At 61.2% G+C, this 6,641-nt stretch carries 4 protein-coding genes; all 4 read left to right on the plus strand.

Annotation, left to right across the window (positions count from 1 at the left end; genetic code table 11):
• Nucleotides 1–45 precede the first annotated feature (45 nt).
• On the plus strand, nucleotides 46–1,743 hold the full coding sequence (locus tag F8N12_RS19355) for a DUF1302 domain-containing protein (RefSeq protein WP_150581915.1): 1,698 nt from the start codon (nucleotides 46–48) through the stop codon (nucleotides 1,741–1,743).
• Between the two features lie 12 nt (nucleotides 1,744–1,755).
• The gene (locus tag F8N12_RS19360) at nucleotides 1,756–3,144 is read left to right on the plus strand and encodes a DUF1329 domain-containing protein (RefSeq protein ID WP_150581916.1); all 1,389 of its coding nucleotides are present in this window, start codon (nucleotides 1,756–1,758) and stop codon (nucleotides 3,142–3,144) included.
• 61 nt (nucleotides 3,145–3,205) lie between these two features.
• Nucleotides 3,206–4,300: a WD40/YVTN/BNR-like repeat-containing protein gene (locus F8N12_RS19365; protein ID WP_150581917.1), complete on the plus strand. Its 1,095-nt coding sequence runs from the start codon at nucleotides 3,206–3,208 to the stop codon at nucleotides 4,298–4,300.
• Between the two features lie 4 nt (nucleotides 4,301–4,304).
• A partial coding sequence (locus tag F8N12_RS19370; protein ID WP_150581918.1) for an efflux RND transporter permease subunit occupies nucleotides 4,305–6,641 on the plus strand: 2,337 nt, incomplete at its 3' end.

Here is a 6,641-nt window from a genome sequence, read left to right on the forward strand (position 1 = left end):
GCTCACCCACAGCTGTTAGCACAATAAAAACAAGAGGTTAACGCGATGGTCAATATCACGACTGCGACGCTCACGCGCCGCCCGGTCAGCTCGTCTGCACCCTTTGGTTTCAGTCTGGCCGCATTACTGGTGCTGTGCAGCCACTCGGCTCATGCCTTCCAGATTGACACCGGCAACCCCGATTTCAAGCTGCGCTGGGACAATACCGTGAAGTACAGCGCGGCGTGGCGAACACAGAATCCCGGCAGCAAGCTGACCGAGGGGCAGGTGGCCCTCAATCAGGACGACGGCGACCGCGCGTTCAAGAAAGGCCTGATCTCCAACCGCACGGACATTCTGTCCGAGCTGGACATGTCCTTTCAGGACTTTGGTGCTCGATTGAGTGGTGCAGGTTGGTACGACACTGAGTACCAGAAGGACAACGATAACAATGTCCCCAGCCGAGCCAACGCCCGTTCGGTGGCCTACGACGAGTTCACTGATGACACTCGCCACCTGCATGGCGGGGACGCTGAAATACTCGACGCGTTTGTCTACTGGAACGGTGCGCTCGGCGAACGCGCCACCTCCGTGCGCGCCGGTCGCCACGGTTTGATCTGGGGCGAGAGCCTGTTCTTCGGCGCCAATGGCATTGCGGGCGGGATGGGGCCGGTCGACGTGGTGAAAGCGCAATCAGTGCCCAATACCCAGTTCAAGGAAATCACCCGGCCGGTCAATCAGCTGTCCGGGACTTTCCAGCTGACTGACGACGTGTCTCTGGGCGCGTACTACCAGCTCGAATGGGAAGAGACGCGCCTGCCAGGTGCCGGCAGTTATTTCTCCACCAGTGACACCATTGGCGAAGGCAACGAACGCCTGATCGTTGGCGCACCGTTTCCGCCGTTTCTGGGCGGAAACCCCGGCAGTCCGGCGGCGTTTTTCCACGGCAATGACAAGGAAGCGCGCAGCTCCGGGCAGGGTGGCCTGCAATTGAAATACAGCGCCGAAACTGTTGAATACGGTCTTTACGCCATCCAGTACCACGACAAGACCCCGAAGCTTTACCTCAAGCCTTCCGGCGGTGTACCGAATTTCAGCACCGGCCAGATCGGCGAATATTACTGGGTCTACCCGGAAGACATTCGTGCCTTGGGCGCGAGTTTCTCCACCACGATGGACGAATTCAGCTTCGCGGGCGAAGCGTCCATGCGCTGGAACATGCCGCTGGTGTCCAACGGCCAGACCGTGTTGCCGGGCGTGGTCGCCGACAACGATGACGACGCGCTCTACGCGGTTGGCCGCACGGCGCACGTCAACCTCAACGTGATTGCTTCGTTCGGGCCGAACTTTCTCGCCAGAGAGTCGGGATTTGTCGGTGAGATCGCCTGGAACCGTCTGCTGAACGTCACTAAAAACCGTAACGCACTCGACCCGAATGCCACGGATGACGGGCTGGGTTTCAAGATGGTTTACACCCCGACCTACCGCCAGTTCTTTACCGGGGTTGATATCAGCATTCCGGTGGGCTTGAGCTACTTCCCCCTCGGCAAGTCGGCGGTTGTCAGCTCTTTCGGCCCGGATAACGGCGGCGACATCAACATCGGCATCACTGCCACCTACCTCGACCGCGTCACCGCCGGCCTGACCTACACGCATTACTACGGCGCCGAGGACACCAACCTCAATGCGCTCAGCCAGTTCAATTACAAGCAATCGCTGAAGGATCGGGATTACCTGGCCTTTTCCGTCAAGACCACGTTTTAAGAGGACTTGCGCATGACCCATAACAACAATCGTTCACCCCTCAAGCTCAAGGCACTCTGCTTCGCGCTGCTCGGCACCTTGACCTTCTGCAGCCAATGGGCGGCGGCCGCCACGGCAGAAGAAGCGGCGAAATTATCCACTAGCCTGACGCCGGTCGGTGCCGAACGCGCCGGCAACGCCGACGGCAGCATCCCGGCCTGGGACGGCGGTTACACCAAGGTTGACCCGTCCTACAAACCGGGTGGCAAACGCAGCGATCCGTTTGCTGCCGATAAACCGCTGTTCAGTATCACCTCGAAAAATCTTGCGCAGTACGCCGGCAAACTCACCGACGGCACCAAGGAAATGTTCAAACGTTTCCCGGACACCTATCGCATCGATGTGTACCCGACTCGCCGCTCGGCCGCAGCGCCGCAGTGGGTCTACGACAACATTCAGAAAAACGCCACCCGCGCCAAACTGGTCGAGAGCAGCGCCGGCCCGGTGCCGGAGGGCGCATACGGTGGCATTCCGTTTCCGATTCCGCGCAATGGCGCCGAAGCCATGTGGAACCACATCCTCAACTGGCGTGGCACCTCAGTGGCCATGCACTTTCGGCACTATCTGATGACTGCCGATGGCAAACAGGTGATGACGACCGACGGCCAGGCCATCCAGGAAATGCCTTATTACTACCAGGAGGGCACGCCCGAATCGTTCGCTGGCGACTACTGGCTGTTCCGTTTGCTCAACGTCGGGCCGCCGTTGCGCGCCGGCGAGCAGATCATGGGCCGCACCAACATCAACGGCGACAAGTCTCAGGCCCACGTCTACCTGACCGGCCAGCGCCGCGTTCGCAAGTTGCCCAACGCTTGCTGCGATACGCCGACCCCGGCGACTGCCGGGGTCATGTCGTTCGATGAACTGAGCGTGTTCCAGGGGCGAATCGACCGTTTTGACTGGAAGCTGATCGGCAAGCAGGAGATGTACATCCCCTATAACACCAACAAAGCGCAAACCGCTGCCAAACCCGAGGACCTGTTTCTCGCCCATCACATGAATCCCGACTACATGCGCTGGGAATTGCACCGGGTGTGGGTGGTGGAGGCAAACCTGGCAGCAGGCAAGCGTCATCAGTTACCCAAGGGCCGTTACTACCTCGATGAAGACACCTGGCAAGCGATGCTGGGCGATCGCTGGGACGCCAACGGTCAGTTGGCCAAGACGCTCTGGTCGCTGCCGGCGATTTTGCCGGATCTGCCGGCACAAGCGCAGTTGTCGTCGGGTTTCTACGACCTGACCTCGGGCGCCTGGTTTATCCAGAACGTATACACCGGCCTGCCTGAGCAGTACGGCGTAGCGGATCGTTACAAGGCCTCCGAATTTTCCCCGGCGGCAATGGCGGGTGCCGGGGTTCGCTGAATCGGATCGGGTCACCCTGCACAAGGCGTGACCTGGTATCAGAGGTTTTTCGAGGTCGCATATGAACACTTTATCCAGGCTGGTGTGCCTGTTCGCGTTGTCCTGGGTCGGGCCGACAAGCCTGGCGCAGGCCGCCGCCGTGGGCGATACCCTTGATACTCCGGCCATGCGTGCACCGCAAGCGCAACACGCAGTACTGCTGGATCTGGCGCGGGCGGGCACGCGCTTGATTGCAGTAGGGGAGCGGGGCGTGATCCTGCTTTCCGACGACAATGGCACGAGCTGGCGGCAGGCCGAGGTACCGGTGTCGGTCAGCCTGACGGCGGTGCAGTTTGTCGACGCCAGCCAGGGTTGGGCGGTGGGCCATGCCGGCGTGGTGCTGGCGTCGCAAGACGGCGGCGAACACTGGACGCTGCAACTGGACGGCAGGCGCGCAGCGCAACTCGAATTGCAGGCTGCGCGCGATCAGTTGCCCGCTGCCGCAGACCCGGACGCTGCCGCCGCACGGGTGCAAACGGCTGATCGGATGGTGGGCGAGGGCGCGGATAAACCTTTTCTTGCGCTGGAGTTTGTCGATAACCAGCGCGGCTTGATCGTCGGTGCCTACGGCCTGGCATTCGCAACGCGCGACGGCGGGCGCAGTTGGCAGTCGTTGATGGGCCAGATTGACAATCCGGTGGGTGCCCATCTGTATTCCATCGGGCACCAGGGGCAGCGCTGGTTTGTCGCCGGGGAGCAGGGCTACCTGGCGAGATCCGAGGACGACGGCCAGACCTTCCAGGCACTCGACAGCCCCTATCCCGGCAGTTTTTTCACCCTGCAAATCGCGGCGGACAGCACCGTGCTGATCGCCGGCCTGAAAGGCAACGCGTTCGTCTCCCGCGATTTTGGCGACAGCTTCCAGCCCGCGCCGGTGCCGCTGCCGATTTCCTTCAGCGATGCGATTCGTACCGATGACGGGCAGCTGCTTCTGGTCAACCAGGGCGGCGCGCTGTTTCGCACCGACCAGCAACCCGGCGCGCTGCTCAAGCCCTACGGCAAACCGTTGGGCATGCCCGTTGCCAGTGTGATCGAGGCCGCCGATGGAAGCCTGGTCATGGCCGGGTTCACAGGTGTGAAGCGCGTATCGCCGCCCACCGCAATTGCTTCGGAGTGAGGTTATGAAGTCATTCGACAACGCCACGGCCAGCCTCGCGGGTTTCGACCCACGCTCGGGCTCGGTGGTGGAACGCACGCTGTTCAATCACCGCATCTGGGTCTTGCTGGTATGCGTGCTGACCACCCTGGTGCTGGGCTATCAAGCGACACGGATCGAGCTGAACGCCAGCTTCGAAAAGATGATCCCGACCCAACAGCCCTACATCGCCAATTACCTTGAACACCAGAAACAACTCACCGGGCTGGGCAATGCCTTGCGCATTGTGGTGGCCAACCGGCAGGGCGATATCTACGACGCCGAGTACCTGAAAACCCTGCAGGCATTGAGCGACCAGCTCTACCTGTTACCCGGTGTCGATCGCGCTTACATGAAGTCCCTGTGGACACCTGCCACTCGCTGGGTCGCCGTGACCGAAGAGGGCCTCGACGGCGGCCCGGTGATTCCCGACGACTACAGCGGCACCGCGGCAAATCTGCAAGCGTTGCGCGGCAACGTCCAACGGTCTAACGAGCTCGGTCAGCTGGTCGCGCTGGACCAGACATCCAGCATCATTTACGTCCCGTTGCTGGCCACCACGGCCGACGGCCAGCCGCTGAATTATTCGACGTTGTCCGAGCAGCTGGAGTCGCTGCGCAGCACTTACCAGAATGACAAGGTCGAGATCCGCATCACCGGGTTCGCGAAAAAGGTCGGTGACCTGATTGCCGGCCTGAAGCAGATTCTGCTGTTTTTCGCCGTCGCGATTCTGATCACCACCGCCGTGTTGTTCTGGTACACGCGCTGCCTGCGCAGCACCTTGCTGGTGGTCTTCTGTTCGCTGGTGGCGGTGGTTTGGCAACTGGGTTTGTTGCCGCTGCTTGACTACCAGCTGGACCCGTATTCGGTGCTGGTGCCGTTTCTGGTGTTCGCCATTGGCATGAGCCACGGCGCGCAGAAAATGAACGGCATCATGCAGGACATCGGCCGGGGCATGCACCGGGTCGTAGCCGCGCGCTTCACCTTCAGGCGCTTGTTTCTGGCCGGGTTGACCGCCTTGTTGTGCGACGCCGTCGGGTTCGCCGTGCTGATGCTGATCGAGATCCAGGTCATTCAGGATCTGGCCGTGATTGCCAGTATCGGCGTCGCGGTGCTGATTTTCACCAATCTGATTTTGCTGCCGGTGCTGCTCTCCTATGTGGGCGTTACGCCGAAAGCGGCGCAGTTGAGCCTCAAGAGCGAACACCGCGAAGGGGCCGGCCAGCGTCGTCATGGCTTCTGGCGTTTTCTCGATCTGTTCACCCAACGTCGCTGGGCCAGCCTGTGCATCGTCGTCAGCCTCGCCATGGCAGCGATCGGGTTCATGGTCAGCCTGCAATTGAAGATAGGCGATCTCGACGCGGGCGCGCCGGAGCTTCGTGCGGACTCTCGCTACAACCAGGACGACGCCTATCTGACCCGACATTACGGCGCCAGTAGCGACCTGTTTGCGGTCATGGTGAAAACCCCGGCCGGGCAATGCGCGCGCTACGACATTCTGGCCAAGGTCGACGCCCTGGACTGGCAGTTGCGCGCGTTGAAGGGGGTGGATTCGACCAACTCACTGGCGCTGCTCAACCGACGCATGCTGGTCGGCCTGAGTGAGGGCAGCCCGAAATGGTACGAGCTGCAGAATAATCAGGCGATGCTCAACATGATCACCGCCAGTGCGCCGCGGGGCTTGTACAACGAAGATTGCAGCCTGCTGACGCTGTACGCTTACCTCACCGATCATAAAGCCGAAACGCTGACCCGACTGGTCGAGCATGTTGAAGCGTTTGCCGCCGCCAATGACACCGATGAGGTGCAGTTCCTGCTCGCGGCCGGCAATGCCGGGATCGAGGCGGCGACCAATATCGTGGTCAAGCAGGCCAACCGCGAAATGCTGTTCTGGGTCTACGGCGCGGTGATTATCCTGTGCCTGATCACCTTCCGTTCATGGCGCGCGACTCTCTGCGCCGTGATCCCGTTGATGGTGACCTCGATCCTCTGCGAAGCGCTGATGGTCTGGCTGAACATTGGCGTGAAAGTCGCCACCTTGCCGGTGATCGCGCTGGGCGTGGGCATTGGCGTCGACTATGCGTTGTACGTGATGAGCATTCTGCTCGGCCACTTGCGCCAGGGCGCCAGCCTTTCCGAAGCGTATTACCGGGCACTGGTGTCCACCGGCAAGGTGGTGATGCTGACCGGCATAACGCTGGCCATCGGCGTTGCGACCTGGATTTTCTCACCCATCAAATTCCAGGCCGACATGGGCGTGCTGCTCGCGTTCATGTTCGTCTGGAACATGGTCGGCGCCTTGGTGTTGCTGCCGGCGCTGGCG

The sequence above is a fragment of the Pseudomonas fluorescens genome (genome assembly GCF_902497625.1).
GTDB classification, from domain to species: domain Bacteria; phylum Pseudomonadota; class Gammaproteobacteria; order Pseudomonadales; family Pseudomonadaceae; genus Aquipseudomonas; species Aquipseudomonas fluorescens_BQ.

Coding starts and splice junctions, on each gene's coding strand:
- F8N12_RS19365 (WP_150581917.1), top strand. CDS start 3,206: ATGAACACTTTATCCAGGCTGGTGTGCCTGTTCGCGTTGTCCTGGGTC.
- F8N12_RS19355 (WP_150581915.1), top strand. CDS start 46: ATGGTCAATATCACGACTGCGACGCTCACGCGCCGCCCGGTCAGCTCG.
- F8N12_RS19360 (WP_150581916.1), top strand. CDS start 1,756: ATGACCCATAACAACAATCGTTCACCCCTCAAGCTCAAGGCACTCTGC.